This window comes from Streptomyces sp. NPDC040545, from assembly GCF_055595065.1.
In genome coordinates, this window is record NZ_JBVIWA010000003.1 from 264,354 (window position 1) to 282,371 (window position 18,018).

The following is an 18,018-nucleotide window of genomic DNA, read 5'->3' on the forward strand; positions in this document are numbered from 1 at the left end:
CAAGTGGGGGGCGTGCGGCGCGGGGGTCAGCGGCCCCTCGCGTCGCTCCCGGCGGTGAGGTGCGAGGCGACCAGCGCGGCGAAGGTCAGCAGCCAGGCTCCGACGGCGATCCAGAGCAGAACCTCGCCCAGCGGGCGCAGCCAGGCGACGCCGGCCGGGTCCGCCACGGAGAGGCAGGCGGTGGCCGTCATGCCGAGCGGGAAGACGGTGGCCCAGCGCCTGATGTCGTAGCGCGGCCGCGGGTGGCGCAGTTCGGCGGCGAGGAGGACGACGTACCAGGCGAGCGACAGGGTGAGCAGGGCCAGAGTGACGGTACGCAGGGTCGTGTGTGCCGAACCGGTCCATACGGGTGACGCGGTGAGCTTGGATCCGGCCAGGGCGGAGATGGAGAGCGCACCGCCCGCCACCCAGTGGTCACCCGCCCCGCCCGCCACCTCGCGCAAGTCGAAGCGGAAGAGGGCCGCCAGGTAGAGCAGCAGGCCGAGGCAGAAGGCGGCCATCGCCGCCCGCGCCAGCGGGTCCTGGTGGCCGGCGTCGGCGAGGGACGCGGCGAGGAGGGAGAGGCCCTGGGTCGCCACGCAGCCGAGGAAGGCCGCCCCCGGCATGCGCCGCCCCCAGTGCCGCAGGACGTTGAACAGCAGGCCGGGCCAGAGCAGAGCCGCCACCACGAGCAGCACGACGGCCGCCCTCTGCCAGCCCTGCTGCGAGAGCCGGGCCCCGATGACGGTGGTGGCGGCGACGGCCGTCAGCGCGGCCGGTGTGTCGGCCTCGGCGCGGAACCGCCCGCGGTCACCCAGCAGCCGGGAGGCGAAGTCGGCGGCGAGTACGAGCCACAGCGCCCCGGCGACGACCAGCGCGGCCAGTGACGCCGCCTCCTGCCCGGTCAGGTGCAGCCCGACGGAGATGATGCCGGTGGCCATGACGGCGGCTCCCGCCGCGGGCGGGAGCCCGGTCCACCAGTCGCGGCCGGGGAGGATGCTCACACGTCCAGCGGACCCCACGGATCGGCCGGCCGCCCGCGGACGGGGCCGACGCGCCGCGGGAACCACACGGCCGGACGCGAAACCTCTTGCACGCAAGATCAAGCAAATCTGCGTGCGATGCACAGGGCCGGGATGCGGGCCGGTCCTGGGCTCGCACCCCGGACGCGGACCTGCAGGTCCGTCAAAAGGGAAGGGACCGGCGGATTCCCGATCCCTCGCACGGGCGCGCCGGTCCGCGCGCCACCGGCGCGGTCCTCCGGGTGCGGGATAGCGTCGGACCCGCACCGTGGGTGGCCGGAACTCGCGCTTGCCAGCCTGGTTAGGTCTACCTAACCTATGGCTCGCCCACGCTCGAGAACGCCGGCACGACTTCGGGACCCGTCCCCGACCGAAGGAGCCTCCCCCCATGAACGCACGTCTCGACCATGCCCAGCCCTACGCCGTCGGCCTGTTCCGGATCGTCACCGGACTGCTCTTCGCCTCGCACGGCGCCGCTTCCCTCTTCGGTGTCCTCGGCGGCGCGCACGGTGGCGGAACCGTCGCCGCCGGCACCTGGCCCGGCTGGTACGCCGCCGCCGTCCAGCTCGTCGCGGGCGCCCTGGTCCTGCTGGGCCTCGGCACCCGGGCGGCCGCCTTCGTCGCCTCCGGTTCGATGGCGTACGCGTACTTCACCGTGCACCAGCCCGGTGCGCTGTGGCCGCTGCAGAACGGCGGCGAGGCTTCGGCGATGTTCTGCTGGGCCTTCCTCCTGCTGGTGTTCACCGGCCCCGGCGCACTGGCGGTGGACGGGCTGTTCTCCTCGCGTTCGGCGGCCTCCGCAGGGCGGCGGGACGAGAACCGCCCGGAGGCCGTCACCGCCTGAGGAATCGATTCAGCGCCCGACGCGCCGGCCCCTCAGCGGACGGCGCGACCAGCCCCATCTCGTAGGCCATGATGACGAGGTGGCCCTACCAGGTGATCCTGCCGTTGCTGCAGGCGCTCACGCCGGAGACCGGGCGGGCCGGCTCGACCGGCCGGTGCGGCTGCTGGGGGGCGGCGGGGCCGCCCCCGCGAGCGCAGGGGGCACAGGGGCATAGGGGCGCAGCGGGCCGGTGGAAGGCGTCAGGCCCGGCCTCCCCACGGGAGACCAGGCCTGGCGGAAGGCGGAGGCGCGGGTCAGGAGTGCTGGTCGCGGGCCTTCTCGGCCTTCTCCGCCTTCTCGGCGTGCTTCTCCTTGATGCGGACCGTTTCCTTGCGGACCTCGGCCTGGGTGGCGCGCTCACGCTGGAGCCACTCGGGAGCTTCCTGCTTCAGCGCTTCGATCTGCTCCGTGGTGAGGGGCTCGGTGACCCCGCCGCGGGCGAGGCCGGCAATGGACACGCCGAGCTTGGCCGCCACCACCGGTCGGGGGTGCGGACCGTTGGCGCGCAGCTCCTTCAGCCACTGGGGCGGGTCGGCCTGGAGCGCACTCAATTCGCTGCGCGAGACGACACCCTCCTGGAACTCTGCGGGGGTGGCCTCGAGGTACACGCCCAGCTTCTTCGCCGCGGTCGCGGGCTTCATCGTCTGGGTGTTCTGGTGCGACGTCATGGTGTCAAGAGTATCGAGCGTGTGCGCTACCTCCGACCACGACCGGTAACCTTGCGGGGTGACAGGCTCGGAAGTACCCCATTCGTTCCGGCTCGCTTATGTCCCGGGGGTGACACCCAGCAAGTGGGTGCGTATCTGGAACGAGCGGCTGCCCGACGTCCCGCTGACCCTGGTCGCGGTGTCCCCGATCGAGGCGTGCGGCGTGCTGCGGGCGGGCGGCGCGGACGCCGGATTCGTGCGGCTGCCGGTCGACCGTGACGACCTCAGTGCGATCCCCCTCTACACCGAGACGACGGTGGTCGTGGTCCCCAAGGATCACCTCGTGGCCGCTGCGGAAGAGGTGTCCACCGAGGATCTCGCCGACGAGATCGTCTTCCACCCGCTCGACGACACCCTGGACTGGGAGCAGCTGCCGGGCAAGCCCGCGATCGAGCGCCCCGAGACGACGGCGGACGCGATCGAGCTGGTGGCCGCCGGGGTGGGCGTACTCGTCGTCCCCCAGTCGCTGGCCCGCCTGCACCACCGCAAGGACCTGACCTACCGGCCGGTCTCCGACGCGCCCGCCTCGCGGGTCGCGCTGTCGTGGCCGCAGGAGGAGACCACCGATCTGGTGGAGGAGTTCATCGGGATCGTCCGCGGCCGGACCGTGAACAGCACGCGGGGGCGCGCACCGACCCCGCCGCAGCCCAAGGCGAAGCGCAAGCGCCCGGAAACGGGCACGGGTGGCGGCGGCGGTGGCGGCGCGCAGCGGAAGTCGGGGGCCGGGAAGTCCTCGTCCGGGAAGCCGGCGGGCAAGAACCCCCGCGGGGCCTCCGGCGGTCCCAAGGGCGGAAAGGGCGCGAAGGGCGGAAAGGGCGGCAGGCCCGGCCGCCGCCCGTAGGCCCGGCCGACGTCCGCAGGCCCGGCCGACGTCCGTAGGACCGGCAGGTCCGCCCGCGACGGCCGGGCTTCGGGGATCCGGCTCACCTCGCGGTGTATGCAGGAGGAATGGATCTCCGGCCGCCGTCGTACCCTCGTCACCACCGGTCCCCCAGGGTGAGCCGCGCGCAGCTGGCGGTCCCGTTCGCGCTGATCGCCCTCGTGACGCTGATCGACGTGCTCGCTCCGCCCGAGGTGCACCTCGGCCCGTTCCTGGCCGCCGCTCCGGCCGTGACCGCGTCGTTCGCGGGGCCGCGGATGACGGCCTTCGTCGGACTGGTCGCCGTACTGGCCCAGGTGGTGGTCGCGACGGCTCGCACCACCCTCACCGACCTGAACCACACCTTCCAGATCATCGCGCTCGTGATGATCTCGGTGTTCGTGACCTTCTTCGCCCACCTGCGCGAGGTGCACGAGAAGGAGGTGACCCAGCTGCGCTCGGTGGCGGAGACCGCCCAGGAGGTGGTCCTGCGGCCGCTGCCCGACCGGATCGGCCCGCTGAACGTCGCCTCCGTGTACCTGGCCGCCGCGGCCGAGGCCCAGATCGGGGGCGACCTGTACGCCGCCGCCCGGACCGCCACCGGCACGCGGCTGATCATCGGCGATGTCCGGGGCAAGGGCCTGGAGGCGGTCGGCGACGCCGCGCTGGTGCTGGGCGCCTTCCGTGCCTCCGCCCACCAGGAGGCCGCGCTGCCGGGCCTGGTGGACTACCTTGAGGCGGCGGTCTCCGCGGACCTGGACGGCGCCGGGGACGAGGGCGAGAGCTTCGTGACCGCGGCCGTCCTGGACATCCCCGATGCCGAGCCGGTGCTGCACCTCGTCAGCTGCGGCCATCCGCCGCCGCTCCTCGTGCTGCGCGACGGCGGCGCCGAGCAGCTGGAGGTGGACCGGCCGGCGCCGCCGCTGGGGCTCGCCGGGCTCGTGGCGTCGGCGGTCACCGCGCAGACCTTCGCCTTCGCCGAGGGTGACGTCCTGCTCCTGTACACGGACGGCGTCCTGGAGGCACGCGACCGGGCGGGCGCCTTCTACCCGCTGGCGCGGCGCGTGAGCGCATGGTCGGGCCTGCGTCCGCAAGCCCTGCTGGACCGGCTGTGCGAGGACCTGCTCAGGCACGCGGCCGGCAACACCCTGGACGACGACGCGGCGATGGTCGCGATCGAGCGGCCCGCGGCACCGTAGGGGGCGCCGCGGTTTGCCAGAATCGGATCATGCTGACCCTCGGAACGATCGTCATGGGAGCCGCGGACGTGCGGCGGGCCGCGGAATTCTGGAGCCGGGCACTGGGGTACGTACCCCGTGACGGACAGGTGGACGACGGCTGGACGGTCCTGGTCCCGGCCGACGGCGGTGGGCCGGGCCTGGCGCTCGGCCGCAGTGTCACGCCCGTACAGGAACGGCCGCGCGTCCACCTCGACCTGTACGCGGCGGACGCGGCGGAGCAGGCGGCGGAGGTGGAGCGGCTGGTCCTGCTGGGCGCCCGCCACGTCGACTGGGATTCCTACCCGGAGGACCCGGATTTCGTGGTGCTGGCCGACCCCGAGGGCAATCGCTTCTGCGTCATCGACGCCACGCACGGCTGAGGCGTAGGACGCGACCCGCTTCCTGATGCCCCTCTTTTCCCTGCCTTAAGCGGAACCTAAGACTCATCGAAGCCGCACCGAAACGAACGAATGTCCGTTTCTGTGCGGCTAGCGTGCTGCCGGATCCCCAACTCCCCAGTAATACAGAGGCAGGCACGCGATGGGCAGCACAGTCGGGCACCGGCGCAGGACGAGCCGTACGGCGAAGGTCACGGGCGCGATCGTGACGGCGGCGGTGATCGGTGGGGTGGCCTTCGCCTTCACCGGGACCGCGCAGGCGACCTCCGTCGGAGCCGTCTACACCAAGTCCAGCTCCTGGAGCGGCGGTTACACCGGCCAGTACGTCATCACCAACAGCACCGGCACGGCGCAGTCGGACTGGACCCTCCAGTTCGACCTGCCGGCGGGCACGAAGATCGACTCGCTCTGGAACGGCACCCACACGGTCTCCGGCCGCCGCGTGACCGTGAAGCCCGCGAGCTGGAACGGACAGCTGGCGGCCGGGGCTTCCGTCACCGTCGGCTTCGTCGCGAGCGGGACCGGCACCCTCGGCGACCCCACCGGGTGCCTGATCAACGGGGTGAAGTGCTCGGTGGACCAGGGCGCCACGGCCCAGCCCAGCGGGCGCCCCACCGCCCGGCCCACCGTCACGGCGAGCCCGGCCCCGACCGCGTCCGCCACCTCCGCCGCGCCCACCGGGACCAAGTCGCCCTCCCCCACGGCGACCGCCCCCACCGGCACTCCCGCCCCCGGGGGCGGCGGCGCGCGTTTCGCCCCGTACGTCGACACCTCCCTGTACCCCGCCTACGACCTCCTCGACACCGCGACGAAGACCGGGGTGAAGGAGTTCCACCTCGCCTTCATCACCTCCGGCGGCGGCTGCGCACCGCTGTGGGGCGGTGTCACCGATCTCGCGAACGACAAGGTGGCCGCCCAGATCGGTGCACTGCGTGCCAAGGGCGGCGACGTACGGGTGTCGTTCGGCGGGGCCGCCGGTCACGAACTGGCGCTGAACTGCGCCACCGTGGACGAGCTGGCCGCCGCGTACGGCAAGGTCGTCGACCAGTACCGGCTCACCAAGGTCGACTTCGACATCGAGGGCGCGGCCCTGCCGGACACGGCGGCCAACGCGCGCCGTGCGCAGGCCATCGCCCGGCTGCAGAAGTCCCACCCGGGCCTGGACGTGGCCTTCACGCTGCCCGTGATGCCCGAGGGCCTGACCCAGCCGGGTGTGGCGCTGCTGGCCGACGCCAAGAAGAACGGTGTGCGGGTCGACGCCGTCAACATCATGGCGATGGACTACGGTCCGGCGTACAGCGGGGACATGGGGCAGTACGCGATCCAGGCCGCGACGGCCACGCAGGCGCAGATCAAGGGTGTGCTCGGGCTGTCCGACGCGGCGGCGTGGAAGGCCGTGGCCGTCACACCGATGATCGGCGTGAACGATGTCGCGAGCGAGATCTTCACGGTGGAGGACGCGACGCAGCTCGTGGAGTTCGCCGCGTCGAAGGGGATCGGCCGGCTGGCCATGTGGTCCTCCACGCGGGACAAGCAGTGCGCGGCCGGGGCCGTCAACCACGCCGACGCGACGTGCAGTTCGATCCTCCAGCAGCCGCTGGCCTTCACCAAGGCGTTCTCCGCGCTCAAGTAGCCGCGCGAGGCCCGAACGGGGCCACCGGCCGACGAGCCCGCCGCACGTCATGTGCGGCGGGCCCGTTCGGTGGTGGCCCCGCGCCCCTACGCGTGGATGCCCGCGCGGGTGGCGAGGTCGAGTGCGGCGTCGAGGCGCGGGGCCGGGCGGCCTTCGGTGTGGGCCGCCGCCAGCAGCGCCGCCACGGCGTCCGCGTCGGCCTTGCGTTCGCGCGCCAGGGCCGCGAACCGGGCGACGGCCTCGGTCAGGCTCCGCGCCAGCGCGTACGGGGCGTCGAAGGAGGACACGGTGAGTCCGAGGAATTCCTCCTCGTCATGGCCCACCCAGGCCGCGGCCCCGTCCAGGCCGTCCTCCCGCACCTCGTCCGGGTACGGGATGCGGTGCCACGCGCCGTTCTCCCACCAGTAGACGAAGCCGAAGAGATTGCCGGCGGCGTCGTCGCGCAGGAGGTCCCAGGGCAGCCAGTCGGGGCCGCCCGCGAGGAAGTCGATCTGCTCTTCGCCGACGTGGGTGTGGCTGCCGTCGGGGTCCTGGCCGCAGAACACCGCGCGCCCGCCGTCCAGCAGGGTCAGACGCCACCAGCCGTCCCCGCCGGTGGAGTGGCACCACAGGCCGTCGTCGTCGAGGGCGAACTCGGTCCTCGTCGAGCACGCGGTGTCGACGATGGCCATGGTCACCGCTCTGGACCAGAGCAGTTCGGGGTGTTCGAGGTCTTCGGGCCGGCTCGGCGTGTGCATCGTGTGGTCTCCTCCCGGGTTCCGGGCAAGCCTCGCACGCGGGCCCGGGTCGGCCGAATTGCCGATGGCCGGACGGGCGCGGCGGCTGGGAAGAGCTGGCGCTCGGCGCGGAGGCGCGGCGGACGGCATCGGGCGCGCAGGCCGCCGTCCAGCGGCTCACCGCCCGGCGGGCCGCCCGCGGAGCCCGTCCGCCACGGCCCGGGGGCGCGACCGACACCCCGTGAGCCCACCGCTCACGCGCTGCCCGCATGCTGAGAAGATCCCGGCCCCATCAAGCCTGCCCCCGCGCGGATCCCGCCATTGTGGCCGCCGCGCCAACTCCCTTACCGGAATGGCGGGTTACGGTCCGGCCATGTCTTCGAACATACGAACCCTCTCCGCTCCGCACAGCCGCCGCGCCCTGCTGCGCACCGCCGTCGCGGGCACGGCGGCGGCCGCCGGAGCGGGCCTGACCCTCGGCGCGGCCTTTCCCGCCTCCGCCGCCCCGTGGGATCCGGAGAGCGCCGAGCCCGCGACCACCCCCGCGCAGGCCCTGCGCCGGCTGGCGGCCGGCAACCAGCGGTGGCGGACCCAGGACCAGGAGCACCCGCACGAGTCCGCGGCCGTGCGCCGCCGGCTCGTCCAGGGCCAGCAGCCCTTCGCGATCGTGCTGGGCTGCGTGGATTCGCGCGTTCCGCCCGAGCTGGTCTTCGACCAGGGGCTGGGTGACCTGCTGACCGTACGGTCGGCGGGCGAGGTGCTGGACGAGGCGGTTCTGGGAAGCATCGCGTACGGGGTTCTCGAGCTGCGCATACCGCTCGTACTGGTCCTGGCCCATCAGTCGTGCGGAGCGGTCGCCGCGGCGGTCCACGCCGACGAGTCGGGCGAGCCGCTCCCCGCGCACATCCAGTACCTGGCCGATCAGATACGGCCTTCCATCGATCACAACCAGCACGGCCAGGCCCGCGTCGACGCGACGATCAACGCGCACGTGTGCAACGTCCGCAGACGGCTGGCGGCCGAGCCCGACCTCGCCGGAAAGGTGGCGTCGGGCGAACTGGCCGTGCTCGCCGCCCGCTACGAGCTGCGCGACCAGCGCGTACGCACCCTGGCCTGACGGCGGTGGCGCGTGCGGGCCCGTCCCGGTCGAGCCTCCGACCGGGACGGGCCACGGTTCACGACCTTCAGGCGTTGACGCAGACGTTGCCGCCGGCCGGGTTGAGCGCGCCGATCACGTTGACGCTGTTGCCGCACAGGTTGATCGGAACGTGGACCGGGATCTGGATCAGGTTGCCCGAGAGCACACCGGGCGAGCCGGCCGCGATGCCCTCCGCGGTGGCGTCCGCCGACGCCGAGGACGCACCGCCGATGACCGCCAGGCCGAGCACCAGGGCAAGACCCGCACTCTTCAGAACACGCGACACGTGACATCTCCTTGTAACCGCACAGCGGTGCCGGGGCACCGCACGGCCCCGAGCGGAGCCGTCGCCCTTTCCTTCGGCAGCTGACGGCCTCCCGGCCTGGTTCCGGCCGCCCGGTTCCCTCGAATAGGTGGACCCGCGCCTCCGTTCGGAGGTACGGGAGCGCCGTCGGGCCCTGGCGACCTGACCCGTTTGCCGGAGCATCCGACCGTGATGCTGGTGAGCCACCTCCCCCGTCGGCCGGCCGGAGGCCCCGCGTCCCGTCGGTAGCCTGAGCCGCTGCGCTTCCCAGACGCCCTGTCCCAGGCCCTGCGTGCTCCCGCCGATCCGCCGCTCCGGCCGCTCCCGGCCCCGGTGGTGGACCTGCTCCGGTCCCTCGACGCACCACCGCGGCTGGCCGCCCATCTGCGTGCCGTCCACGACGTGGCCGTCCAACTCGTCGCATGGATGGACCATCGCCATCCGCGGATCGCCCTGGCCCGGGCGACGGGTGGTCAGCACTGGGAGGAGTACCTCGCGTTCGACGATCTGCTCACGCGCATCGGTGACGGAGCCGACGGGCGGCTCGCCTTCCAGGCGTCCTTCCCGGTGCACGCGTGGCCCTGACGGCATTTCTTAGCATCAGAGGTCAACTATTCGTCCGGTCGCCGCCAGGACGACTACAAAGGTCGGGACCGGACCGGACCGGACCGGCGGCGGGGATGATGCCCCCGTCGACGACCGGAATGACGTCTAAGGCGGTGGATGCGCGTGCGTAGATGCGGCAGAATCGAATTGATAGCGGTCAGATTACTTCTGGAGAGACCGAGTTCCGACTCTTACACCTGACGTGGTCGGCCCCGCCGCAGCCTGTGCCGATAGGCGGGTGCAGGGCTGACCTGGACGCAGGGAGGAGGGATTCCCCGACCTCCTCCCTGCGTATGCGGCCGTGCGTTTCCTTCACGAATTCGAATTCCCGGCCGCTCGGCGCACGCGCCGCTGCGGCCTGGTGCAGGCCGCCGACGTGCGGCGTCCGGGGATCCCACCGTGGGCCACGTCCTGGCCGACGATGATCCGGCTGCGGCGCGGCCGCGTTCCGACGTGCACCGCACACGGAATTGCACCGGTTCCCGAAAGGCCCTGCGAGGCTGCCTTGTTTCCGCGCCCCGGCCGACGTGATGTCAGGCAGTCGCAGCAGTCGAACGCATCCGAACGAACTCACCTGAAACTTTTTCATATGGGCACCCATCCGCAGGCGTTGGGGCACCGAAGGAGTAACGAGAGCCTCCCCAAGGCCTCGTTCACAACCCGTACGATCTGCGATTCCCGTCTGGGGATCCACGGAACAGGAGCGAATGTGATAGTCAAGCGCGCCGGTCGCCACGTGGCTCTCGCCGCCATACCCGCCGCCGTGGTCCTGACCCTCGGCCTTTCCGGACCAGCTCTCGCGGAGGGCGGAAAGGCGTACCAGATCGACCTGGCGCAGCTGAACAACTCGGGCTCCAGCGGTACGGTCATGCTCACCCTCAAGGGCAGGCAGCTCACCGTACAGATCGAATCCAAGGGCATGGTGCCCGGGCAGCCGTCGGCCCAGCACCTGCACGGCTCGACGAAGGGGCACGACTTCCACTGCCCTGACGCGACCGACGACAAGGACGGCGACGGGGTCCTCAGCAACACCGAGGCCACGCACGACTACGGCGACATCAACATCTCGCTCACCACGGGCGGGGACACCAAGCCCACCAGCGGCCTCGACGTGCTGCGCATGCCCGTCGCCGACGCGCTGGGCACGATCCGCTACAAGCGGACGATCGAGGTCGGCCAGGACGTCGTCGACCACATCAAGGACCTGCACGTCGTGCAGCACGGCATCGACCGCAACAAGAACAAGAAGTACGACTTCGAGGGGGCCGGCAAGAGCGAGCTCGACCCGAAGCTGCCCCAGGAGGCCACGGCTCCGACCAACTGCGGAGAGGTCAAGGGCGCGGCCGTGGGGTCGATCCCGGTCGGCGGCATCGAGACGGGGGGCGGTACCGAGGAGCACACGGCGGTACCGGTGACGGTGCGCGACGGTGTGGCGATCACCGTACTCGCGGTGGTGGCGGGTGCGGTGATCATCGGGCGGAAGCGGGCCGGTGTCGGCCCCGTCCGCCGGGAGACCACCGGGGGCGGCGCGTGAAGCCGGCCCCCACGCGGCTGCGCCGCCGCACCGCGGGCCCGCTGGCGGCCGCCGTCCTCGCCGGACTCCTCCTCTCGGGGTGCGGCGGCGGCCAGGACGCGGCGCAGCCCGCCGCCCCGGCGGGGCAGAACCTCCCCGGTGGGGCGCCGGCAGGCGCCGCCGCCTCGCCCACCGGGAAGGCGCCCGCAGCGGGATCGAAGGGCGGCGCAGGGGCGGATGCCGGTGCGGGTCAGGCGGAGCAGGCCCTGGCCCGGTCGGCACCGCAGAAGATCACGATCCCCTCCCTCAACCTGTCCAGTTCCCTGGAGACGCTGCAACAGAACCCGGACGGCACCATGCAGACCCCGAAGGACCCCGCGCTCGCGGGCTGGTACGAGCCGGGGCCGACCCCCGGCTCCCAGGGACCGGCCGTGATCGCCGGGCACGTCACGTGGAACGGAGCATCCGCGGTGTTCGAGAAGCTGAAGACGATGAAGGGCGGTGACACCATCAAGGTCACCCGGCAGGACGGCAAGACGGTCACGTTCACGGTGGACCGGGTCGCCGAGTACCCGAAGGCCGAGTTCCCCACGCTGGAGGTCTACAAGAACATCGACCACGCGGGCCTGCGCCTGGTCACCTGCGGCGGCACCTTCGACCCCAAGAAGCACTATTACGACAGCAACGTGGTGGTGTTCGCCCGCATGACGGGCGCCGCGTAGCCAGGACGCCGGATCCGGGACACGCCCGTCGGCCGCAGGGCCCCACTGCGGCTGACGGGCCCGGTCACCCCCCGGCCGGATGAGTATCCGCACTCATGGCGTGGGCATGATCACGCAGCCACGCGGCTAGCACGCCGGGTCCCTGTGTGCGGCGGCACCCGGCCCGTCGCCGGGTCGGGTGCCGCCGCACATGGGGGCGTGTCAGTCGATGGCGTGCGTCCAGCTCGTGCACAGGGCCCAGATGATGAACACGTCGATCGCGATGATGATGATCGACCACCAGGGCTGGTACGGCAGCCACATGAAGTTGAGGATCACGCTGAGGCCGGCCAGTCCGATACCGGCACCCCTGGCCAGGTTCGAGCCGGCGAACAGGCCCACCCCGGTGAGGATGACGATGATCCCGACGATGAGATGGATCCAGCCCCACGTGGTGAGGTCGAATTCGAAGACGTAGCTTCCGATGCGCGCGTAGACGTCGTCCTTGGCGATGGCCGCGATGCCCTGGAACACCGCGAGACAGCCGGTGACCAGGAGGAGGACCGCGGCGAACAGCGTGCCCACGTTCCCCGCACCCTGGGTGTCGCCGCTTGGGAGCGGCGTAGTGCCCGGCGCAGGGCCGGTGTTCCAGTTTCCCCCGGTCGGTGTCGGCTGGCCCATGGAATTCACCTCACAGTTGGCGGTACAGCGCAGGACCGTCCTGCTCCGGCTCGTCGGTCACAGGCTTCGGTGCCCACATCGCAGTCTCGTCCGGCGGCCCGGTTCCTGTGATCACCCGAAGCGGGTGGTCTTCACCCGGGCACGCCCCACGGCATGCCCTGCGGCTCCCGCTCAGGCGGGCAGCCGGCGCATTTCGAGCACCCGCAGGCCCAGGGACTGGAAGCGGGTGAGGAGCCCGTACAGGTGGGCCTCGTCCGCCACGCTGCCGAACAGGAGCGTCTGCTCGGGTACGGGGATCCGGTCGAGCTCGGGAAAGCTCGCGGCGAGCGTGTCCGGTACGACCCCCGAGACGCGGAATTCGTAGCGCATGAGAGCACTCACTCCTCTCGGATCGAAGGCTCCGGGGCCCCGGCCTTCAGCTGTCATCGTCGGCCCCCTGCGCGGCGTTCGGCATCGCCCGGTGCGGGCGAGACACGCGTCCGCGGCGGCCGGCTCGCGGCTCGCGGCTCGCGGCTCGCGGCTCAGAGCATCCCGAGGTCCCGCGCCCGGTGGACGGCCTCGCTGCGCCGGGTGACACAGAGCTTGCGGTAGATGCTCTTCAGGTGGGTCTTGACCGTGTTGGCCGACACGTACAGCTCGGCCGCGATCTCCTCGGTGGACAGCAGCTCCGCGGCCTTGCGCAGCACCTCGGTCTCCCGCGCGCTCAGCGGCTCCACCACCGGCGGCTGCCCGCCGCCCCGCGGAGCGCGCGCCGTACGGGCCGGGGCGCGGGGGGTCAGCCAGCCGTGCGACCGCGCCAGCCGCGGGTCCTGGCCCAGGGTCCGGCGCACCCATGGGCCGCTCTCGGCGAACATCCGGCGCAGTTCCTCGGGGCGGGCGAGGGCCAGTGCCTCGCCGAGGCGCCGGTGCGCCTCCTGGGGGTCGCCCTCCGCCGCGGCGATCCGGGCCTGGAGCAGGCACGCGTGGGCCCGTACCGGGATGGCGACCGCGTCGTCCCGCCCGATGTCCGCCAGCGCCCCCGCCACGCACGCGCCGCGGCCGGCGGCCAGCAGGGCCCGGGCCCGGGCCACCGTATGCTCCGGCCGGTCGCTGTCCGGGGCCTCCACCGCGTCCAGGACCCGCAGGGCCGCGTCGGCGTCGCCGCGAGCGAGGTGTGCGCCCGACTCGGCCACGGCCAGCTCGTCCGCCGCCCAGGCGGGCAGTCCCTGCGGGTCCACCGCCCGCAGGACGGCGAGCGCGGCCTCCCCGTCGCCCTCGGCCGCCGCGATCCGGGCAGCGATGACGGCGGCCCGCGCGGCGGTCGCGGGGTCGGGGCGCGGGCCCGGCGCCGCGGTGGCCAGGTCGAGGTGGCGGCGGGCGGCCGGCAGGTCGTCCTGCTCGACGGCCACGCCCGCCAGGACGAGGTGGTCGGTCCCGGCCCGGCGCCCGGCCGGCAGGGCGGAGCTCTCGGCGGCGGCGAGCGAGGCGCGGGCGTGTTCGGCCGCCCGCCGCAACCGGCCGCGCAGCAGTTCGGTCAGGGCCAGTGAGCCGAGCGCGCCGCAGAGCGGGGACTCCGTGCCCGGCGGCCCGCACACGGCGACGGCGGCCGCGAGGGTGGATTCGGCCCGGTCCAGCCGGCCGGCGCCCAGTTCGACGGCACCGAGGTGGGCCAGCAGCAGGGCGCGGAGCTCGGGGTGCTCGGCGAGCAGGTGCGGCGGCAGCTCCCGCAGCAGCCGGTCGGCCTCGGCGGCGGCCCGTTCGGTGTCCGTCACGTCGTCGGCCGGCCGGCCGGCGAGTACGCCGAGGAAGGCGCGGCCGAACCGTGCCGCAGGACCGCAGGACCGCGCGCGGGAGGCGTCCGTGGACGACGCGTCCGCCAGGGCGGCGTCCGCCCGCCGCAGTCCGGCCTCGCATCCGGGCAGGTCCTGTTCGGCGAGCCGGCAGGCCGCGCCGACCAGTGCGGGAGCCACTCCGGTGGTCCCGGCCGGCATCCCGGCGAAGGCCCGGCCCAGCTGGTCCGCCTCCAGGCCCGTGAGGAAGCGGCCGATCGCCAGGTTGTCGACCAGCTGCGCCGCCGCGAACTGCCAGTCCCCGGCGGCGGCGCCCTGGAGCACCGCTTCCGTGAGCCGCCCGGTCCGGGCGAGCCAGCGCGCCGCCCGGCCGTGCAGTTGCGGTTCCAGCCCGGGGCAGCGTTGCCGCAGGTGCGCGCGCAGGACCTCGGCGAACAGCGGGTGCAGCCGGTACCAGTCCGAGGCGTCGATCTGCTCCAGGAACGCGTTGTCGCGGGCCAGCCCCGCCAGGGTCCGGGCCCCGTCGTCCCGGCCGGTCAGCGCGTCCGCGAGATCCGGGTGGACGCGGTCCGTGACGCAGACGCGCAGCAGCAGGTCCTGGGTGGGCGGCGGCTGTGCGTCGAGCACCTCGGTGAGGAGGTAGTCGGCGATCGTGGTGCGGTCGGCCGCGAACTGGCGCAGGAACGCCTCCGGGTCGGCGCTGCGCTGCATCGCCAGGGCGCACAGGCGTACTCCGGCCGCCCATCCCTCGGTCCGCTCCATCAGCAGGCGGATGCCGGCGGGTGAGATGTCGAGGCGGTGCTCGTCCAGCAGTGCCCCGGCGTCCGCGTCGGTGAATCGGAGGTCGGCGTGCCGGATCTCCGTGATCTCGCCGGCCGCCCGGTAGCGGTGCAGGGGCAGCAGGGTGTCCGACCGGCTGGTGAGCACGATGCGCAGGCCGCCGGCCGCGTGCCGGAGGACGAAGTCCAGTCCCTCGGTCGTCGCGGGCGGCTGGGCGGTGTCGAACTGGTCGAGCACGAGGACCGCGGGCTGGGCGGACGCGGCCAGCCCGTCCGCCAGGCGCACCAGGAACGACCGGGTCACCCCCTCGGCGCGGGTCGGCCTGCCCACCGCGGCCGGCAGTGTCACCCCGCCCCGGTGGAGGGCCTCCAGGACGTACGCCCAGAAGGCGCCGGGGGCGTCGTCGGGTTCGACGGTGAGCCACATGGGGGGACGCGGCGCGTTTGCGCCGGCCGCCCAGTGGGCGGTGAGCACGGTCTTGCCCGATCCGGCCGGACCGTTGACGAGGGTGAGCGGCCCCTGCGCCCCGGCCGTCAGGCGCCCCAGCAGCTCGGGCCGGCGGACCAGCAGCTTCGGCACGGCCGGAGGCGCGAACCTGGCCGTGAGCATGGGGTCGCCGGTCGGGGCGCGGCGGTCCATGGAGGTCACCGGGGTTCCCGCGGCGGTACGGACTGTGATCGGCCCACGCTCCCCACTGAACCGGTGATCGGTGGTGATCACCAGTTGTGTCACCTGGTCCGGGGGATGCGGGGGCGCACGGCGGCCCGGAGCATGGGCACTGCTCGCCTTCCCCGCGCGGGACGGCCGTCCAGGAGGTCCGATGAACGCTCTCGCGGCGGCCGGATGGGGCGCTCTCGCGGCTTTCTCCCTGGTCATCGGCGCCTGGTTGGCACTGCGCTACCGTCCGTCGCCGAGGGTGACCGGACTGGTCCTGGGGTTCGGCGCGGGAGCACTGATCGCGGCCGTGGCGTACGAGCTCGTGCCCAGGGAGCGCTTCGAGAGCGCGTGGGACTTCCTGGCCGTCGGCGTCGGCGCCCTGACCTTCTTCCTCCTCGACGGAGCCCTCGCGCAGAAGGCCACGGCGCAGCGGCCGGCCGGGAGCGCGCACAACGCGAACCGCTCCATCGTGCTCGGTGCCCTGCTCGACGGGATACCCGAGTCGCTGGTGCTGGGGATGGGCCTGGCCGCGGGCGGCTCGATCAGCGTCCCTTTCCTCGCGGCGGTGTTCCTGTCGAACCTCCCGGAGAGCCTCGGCGCCACCGCGGGCATGCGGGAGGAGGGCCGGCGGCCGGGTGTGGTGTACCGGATCTGGTGGGGCATCACCGCGATATCGGCCGCGTGCGCGGCGCTGGGGTACGGGCTGGTGGGGTTCATCCCCGGCACCGAGGGACGGCTGGTGCAGGCGTTCGCGGCCGGGGCGGTCCTGACCATGCTCGCGAACTCGATGATGCCGGAGGCCTTCGAGCTGGGCCGCAGGCTCGCGGGCCTGGCGACCGTGCTCGGCTTCGCGGCCGCCGGTGCGCTCTCCCTCCTGGAGTGACGCGCCGCCGGCGGCCGCTCGCTCAGGCCCCGGCGGCCGGGGAAAGGCTGATCCGGCGCCGCTCCAGGTCCACGGCGAGCAGGGTGACGCGTACGTCGTCGCCTGCCTCGAAGGTCCTGCCGGCGAACTCGGTCTCGTGAACCAGGCCCTCGACACCCGGTGCGATGCGCACGAACACACCGAACGGAACGGTCTTGGTGACGGTGCCGGGGAAGGTGTCGCCGGTCCGGAGGGCTTCGGCGAAGAGACGCCAGGGGTCCGGGTGCAGTGCATTGACGGACAGAGACACGCGCTCCCACTCCAGGTCGACGTGGAGGACCTCGGCGCGGATCCGCCGTCCGATCGGGGCCACCTCGTCCACGTCCTCGAAGTACTCCCAGGACATTTCGGGGACGCGCAGGAAGCCCAGGGGCTGTCCCCGCTCGTGTTCCACGTCCAGGTGCACGTGCACGCCGACGTCGTCCAGGCCGCTCGCGACGGTGCCGGTCACCACGTCCCCGGTCCGTAGCGAACCGAGCAGGGCCCGCCGCTCGTCGGCCGGGGTGCGGTTGGTACGCCAGCGTGCCCGTACGACGCCGTCGGCGTCGGGCAGCACTCCGGCGAGCAGGGGGCGGCGATCGGCCGGTGCCAGCGGGACCAGGCCGGCCCGGCTCCCCGGACCACTCCCGATCATCGGGTAGGCGATGTCGGTGCAGCCCATCCACGGCTCGGCGAGGCGCGCCCAGGGGATCCCGTCGGGACGCTGCTGGACCAGGAGTTCGAGCCGCTCCGAGCGCAGGACGGCGGCGCGGACGGCCTCGATGTCGTCGGTCAGGTCCGGCCACACCGCCAGCCGGGCCCGCGGGGTCAGCAGCTCCCGTACCCGGGCGATCCCGGCGGCTGTGTTCGGCCGGTGCCAGCGGTGGGCGCCGGCGACGTACCGCTCCTCGACCAGTACCCCGCCGCGCTCGGCGACCAGGCGGTGGACCGCCGCCCAGAAGGCCGCGTCCGCGGGCGGCTGGGGGTCGCTCTCGTCGAGGGCGGGGTCGTACGGGGAGCGTTCGACCGGTTCGACGGTCAGCCCCGACCGGCGGGCGTGCGCCACGGCTTCCGTGTACGGCCTCGCACTGCCGAGGTAGAGGTCGTGCCGTTCCCCGACGTGGAGGAAGAACCCGCCGCCGGTGTGCAGCCGGCACCAGGGGCCCTCGCGCAGCAGCATGGCCCGCAGCAGCTCCAGGCCGGTGTCGAGCGGAACGCGCGCGCCGTCGTGGTATCCGGACGGTGGGAGCGGGCCGGACGAGCCGGGCCGGTCGGTTTGGAACAGCCCCGCCAGCTCCGGTGCGCTCGGGGCCGGTCGGGATCGGAAGGAGAAGAACCCCCGTGCCATCGGGTTGTCGATCGTCAGCCGGTCGGTGCCGGCCTCCTGGGCGAAGCGGCGCGCGGCGGCGACGAAGGTCTCGGCCACCTGCTCCCGGACGGCGAAGGGGACGCCCGCACCCGGGGTGAGCCGATAGGTGAAGGGCGGCATCTCAGCGCCCCCGGCGGCTCGGAGTCGCCCTGAGGGCCGGTCGTGGACGGACAGAAAATTGG

18 protein-coding genes are annotated in these 18,018 nt (G+C 73.2%); 10 read left to right on the forward strand and 8 right to left on the reverse strand.

Features of this window, described 5'->3' with window-relative positions:
• Positions 1-26: 26 nt before the first annotated feature.
• Positions 27-983: a tellurite resistance/C4-dicarboxylate transporter family protein gene (locus tag ACZ573_RS09265; RefSeq protein WP_471301240.1), complete on the reverse strand. Its 957-nt coding sequence runs from the start codon at positions 981-983 to the stop codon at positions 27-29.
• Positions 984-1,389: 406 nt separating this feature from the next.
• Here ACZ573_RS09265 and ACZ573_RS09270 point away from each other — a divergent pair, with 406 nt between their 5' ends.
• On the forward strand, positions 1,390-1,845 hold the full coding sequence (locus ACZ573_RS09270) for a DoxX family protein (RefSeq protein ID WP_471301243.1): 456 nt from the start codon (positions 1,390-1,392) through the stop codon (positions 1,843-1,845).
• A 293-nt stretch (positions 1,846-2,138) separates the two neighbouring features.
• On the opposite strand, the gene ACZ573_RS09275 is transcribed toward ACZ573_RS09270, so the two are convergent.
• The gene (locus tag ACZ573_RS09275) at positions 2,139-2,552 is read right to left on the reverse strand and encodes a DUF5997 family protein (RefSeq protein WP_471301246.1); all 414 of its coding nucleotides are present in this window, start codon (positions 2,550-2,552) and stop codon (positions 2,139-2,141) included.
• A 58-nt stretch (positions 2,553-2,610) separates the two neighbouring features.
• On the opposite strand from ACZ573_RS09275, the gene ACZ573_RS09280 reads away from it, so the two are divergent.
• From ACZ573_RS09280 to ACZ573_RS09295, 4 genes are all read left to right on the forward strand, one after another.
• Entirely contained in the window at positions 2,611-3,432 is an 822-nt protein-coding gene (locus ACZ573_RS09280) for a LysR substrate-binding domain-containing protein (protein ID WP_471301248.1), read from the forward strand.
• 107 nt (positions 3,433-3,539) lie between these two features.
• Positions 3,540-4,649 (forward strand): PP2C family protein-serine/threonine phosphatase, encoded by a 1,110-nt coding sequence (locus ACZ573_RS09285; protein ID WP_471301251.1) that lies wholly within the window; start codon positions 3,540-3,542, stop codon positions 4,647-4,649.
• 29 nt (positions 4,650-4,678) lie between these two features.
• On the forward strand, positions 4,679-5,050 hold the full coding sequence (locus ACZ573_RS09290) for a VOC family protein (RefSeq protein WP_351159017.1): 372 nt from the start codon (positions 4,679-4,681) through the stop codon (positions 5,048-5,050).
• A 160-nt stretch (positions 5,051-5,210) separates the two neighbouring features.
• Positions 5,211-6,701 carry a cellulose binding domain-containing protein gene (locus ACZ573_RS09295; RefSeq protein ID WP_471301253.1) on the forward strand — a complete coding sequence of 497 codons (1,491 nt, stop codon included), beginning with the start codon at positions 5,211-5,213 and terminating at the stop codon, positions 6,699-6,701.
• Between the two features lie 86 nt (positions 6,702-6,787).
• On the opposite strand, the gene ACZ573_RS09300 is transcribed toward ACZ573_RS09295, so the two are convergent.
• Complete coding sequence (locus tag ACZ573_RS09300; RefSeq protein ID WP_471301256.1) at positions 6,788-7,438, reverse strand: hypothetical protein; 651 nt, start codon at positions 7,436-7,438, stop codon at positions 6,788-6,790.
• A gap of 352 nt (positions 7,439-7,790) precedes the next feature.
• Here ACZ573_RS09300 and ACZ573_RS09305 point away from each other — a divergent pair, with 352 nt between their 5' ends.
• Positions 7,791-8,534 (forward strand): carbonic anhydrase, encoded by a 744-nt coding sequence (locus tag ACZ573_RS09305; protein ID WP_471301257.1) that lies wholly within the window; start codon positions 7,791-7,793, stop codon positions 8,532-8,534.
• 67 nt (positions 8,535-8,601) lie between these two features.
• On the opposite strand, the gene ACZ573_RS09310 is transcribed toward ACZ573_RS09305, so the two are convergent.
• A complete protein-coding gene (locus tag ACZ573_RS09310) occupies positions 8,602-8,841 on the reverse strand; it encodes a chaplin (RefSeq protein ID WP_471301260.1) in 240 nt (79 codons plus the stop codon).
• A gap of 351 nt (positions 8,842-9,192) precedes the next feature.
• On the opposite strand from ACZ573_RS09310, the gene ACZ573_RS09315 reads away from it, so the two are divergent.
• From ACZ573_RS09315 to ACZ573_RS09325, 3 genes are all read left to right on the forward strand, one after another.
• Positions 9,193-9,444 (forward strand): hypothetical protein, encoded by a 252-nt coding sequence (locus ACZ573_RS09315; RefSeq protein ID WP_471301262.1) that lies wholly within the window; start codon positions 9,193-9,195, stop codon positions 9,442-9,444.
• Between the two features lie 730 nt (positions 9,445-10,174).
• Positions 10,175-10,999, forward strand: coding sequence for a hypothetical protein (locus ACZ573_RS09320; RefSeq protein WP_471301264.1), 825 nt, complete (start codon positions 10,175-10,177; stop codon positions 10,997-10,999).
• Entirely contained in the window at positions 10,996-11,700 is a 705-nt protein-coding gene (locus ACZ573_RS09325; protein ID WP_471301265.1) for a class F sortase, read from the forward strand. Before ACZ573_RS09320 ends, ACZ573_RS09325 begins: the two co-directional genes overlap by 4 nt.
• Before the next feature lie 201 nt (positions 11,701-11,901).
• On the opposite strand, the gene ACZ573_RS09330 is transcribed toward ACZ573_RS09325, so the two are convergent.
• The 3 genes from ACZ573_RS09330 to ACZ573_RS09340 form a co-directional block, all read right to left on the reverse strand.
• Positions 11,902-12,360, reverse strand: a complete 459-nt coding sequence (locus ACZ573_RS09330; protein ID WP_471301268.1) for a DUF7144 family membrane protein — start codon at positions 12,358-12,360, stop codon at positions 11,902-11,904.
• A gap of 171 nt (positions 12,361-12,531) precedes the next feature.
• Positions 12,532-12,729: a hypothetical protein gene (locus tag ACZ573_RS09335; RefSeq protein ID WP_351155569.1), complete on the reverse strand. Its 198-nt coding sequence runs from the start codon at positions 12,727-12,729 to the stop codon at positions 12,532-12,534.
• A gap of 152 nt (positions 12,730-12,881) precedes the next feature.
• Positions 12,882-15,548, reverse strand: coding sequence for a winged helix-turn-helix domain-containing protein (locus ACZ573_RS09340; RefSeq protein ID WP_471301775.1), 2,667 nt, complete (start codon positions 15,546-15,548; stop codon positions 12,882-12,884).
• A gap of 181 nt (positions 15,549-15,729) precedes the next feature.
• Here ACZ573_RS09340 and ACZ573_RS09345 point away from each other — a divergent pair, with 181 nt between their 5' ends.
• Entirely contained in the window at positions 15,730-16,449 is a 720-nt protein-coding gene (locus tag ACZ573_RS09345) for a ZIP family metal transporter (protein WP_471301270.1), read from the forward strand.
• Positions 16,450-16,471: 22 nt separating this feature from the next.
• Here the strand turns inward: ACZ573_RS09345 and ACZ573_RS09350 are convergent, their stop codons facing one another.
• Positions 16,472-17,956 (reverse strand): S1 RNA-binding domain-containing protein, encoded by a 1,485-nt coding sequence (locus tag ACZ573_RS09350; protein ID WP_471301272.1) that lies wholly within the window; start codon positions 17,954-17,956, stop codon positions 16,472-16,474.
• Positions 17,957-18,018 lie beyond the last annotated feature (62 nt).